Source organism: Vogesella mureinivorans (genome assembly GCF_007644035.1).
Classification (GTDB): Bacteria; Pseudomonadota; Gammaproteobacteria; order Burkholderiales; family Chromobacteriaceae; genus Vogesella; species Vogesella mureinivorans.
The window spans coordinates 1-254 of sequence record NZ_VMTV02000744.1; the positions used below are offsets into that span (position 1 = coordinate 1).

Consider the following 254-nt stretch of genomic DNA (forward strand, 5'->3'; position numbering starts at 1 on the left):
TGTACTAGTGGCAAGCAAACGCGCGCGTCAATTGGCACGTCAAGGTATTGAGCCTACTGTTGAGTGGGACAATGACAAGCCGAATACTTTATCGCCCGCCAAAGTCGAACTTGAGGATGATCCTCATCGTGCTGCGCTGGAGGATAATCCCACTACGCAGCCGAAAACAGGAGCCCGAGTATGGATTGCGATCTTTGTAAGAAAACCCCTGTGATCGTATAATCTCGGAACCGGAACTGACACCGACCAACAGT

1 protein-coding gene is annotated in these 254 nt (G+C 50.8%); it reads left to right on the forward strand.

The genetic code is table 11. The annotated features are described in order from the left end of the window. Positions 1-214 (forward strand): DNA-directed RNA polymerase subunit omega (locus tag FLQ44_RS25415; protein ID WP_276607879.1); only part of this gene is annotated, 214 nt, incomplete at its 5' end. Positions 215-254: the final 40 nt, after the last annotated feature.